At 50.5% G+C, this 275-nt stretch carries 1 rRNA gene; it reads left to right on the top strand.

What is annotated here, in order from left to right:
• A 23S ribosomal RNA gene (locus NE623_RS14530) occupies positions 1–275 on the top strand; the annotation flags it as partial.

Genomic DNA, 275 nt, shown 5'->3' on the forward strand with positions numbered 1-275 from the left:
TTGATTTTGGGTAACAGATGTGTAGGATAGGTCGGAGGCTTTGATGCTGCGTCGTCAGGCGTAGAGTAGCCGTCGTTGAAATACGACCCTTTTGTTATCTGAGGTCTAATCCCGTTAGGGAGACATTGCATGGTGGGTAGTTTGACTGGGGTGGTCGCCTCCAAAAGTGTAACGGAGGCTTCTCAAGGTACCCTCAAGGCGTTTGGTAATCGTCTGCAGAGTGCAATGGCATAAGGGTGCTTGACTGTGAGACCGACACGTCGATCAGGTTGGAA

This window comes from Gemmiger formicilis (assembly GCF_024462815.1).
GTDB lineage: Bacteria > Bacillota > Clostridia > Oscillospirales > Ruminococcaceae > Gemmiger.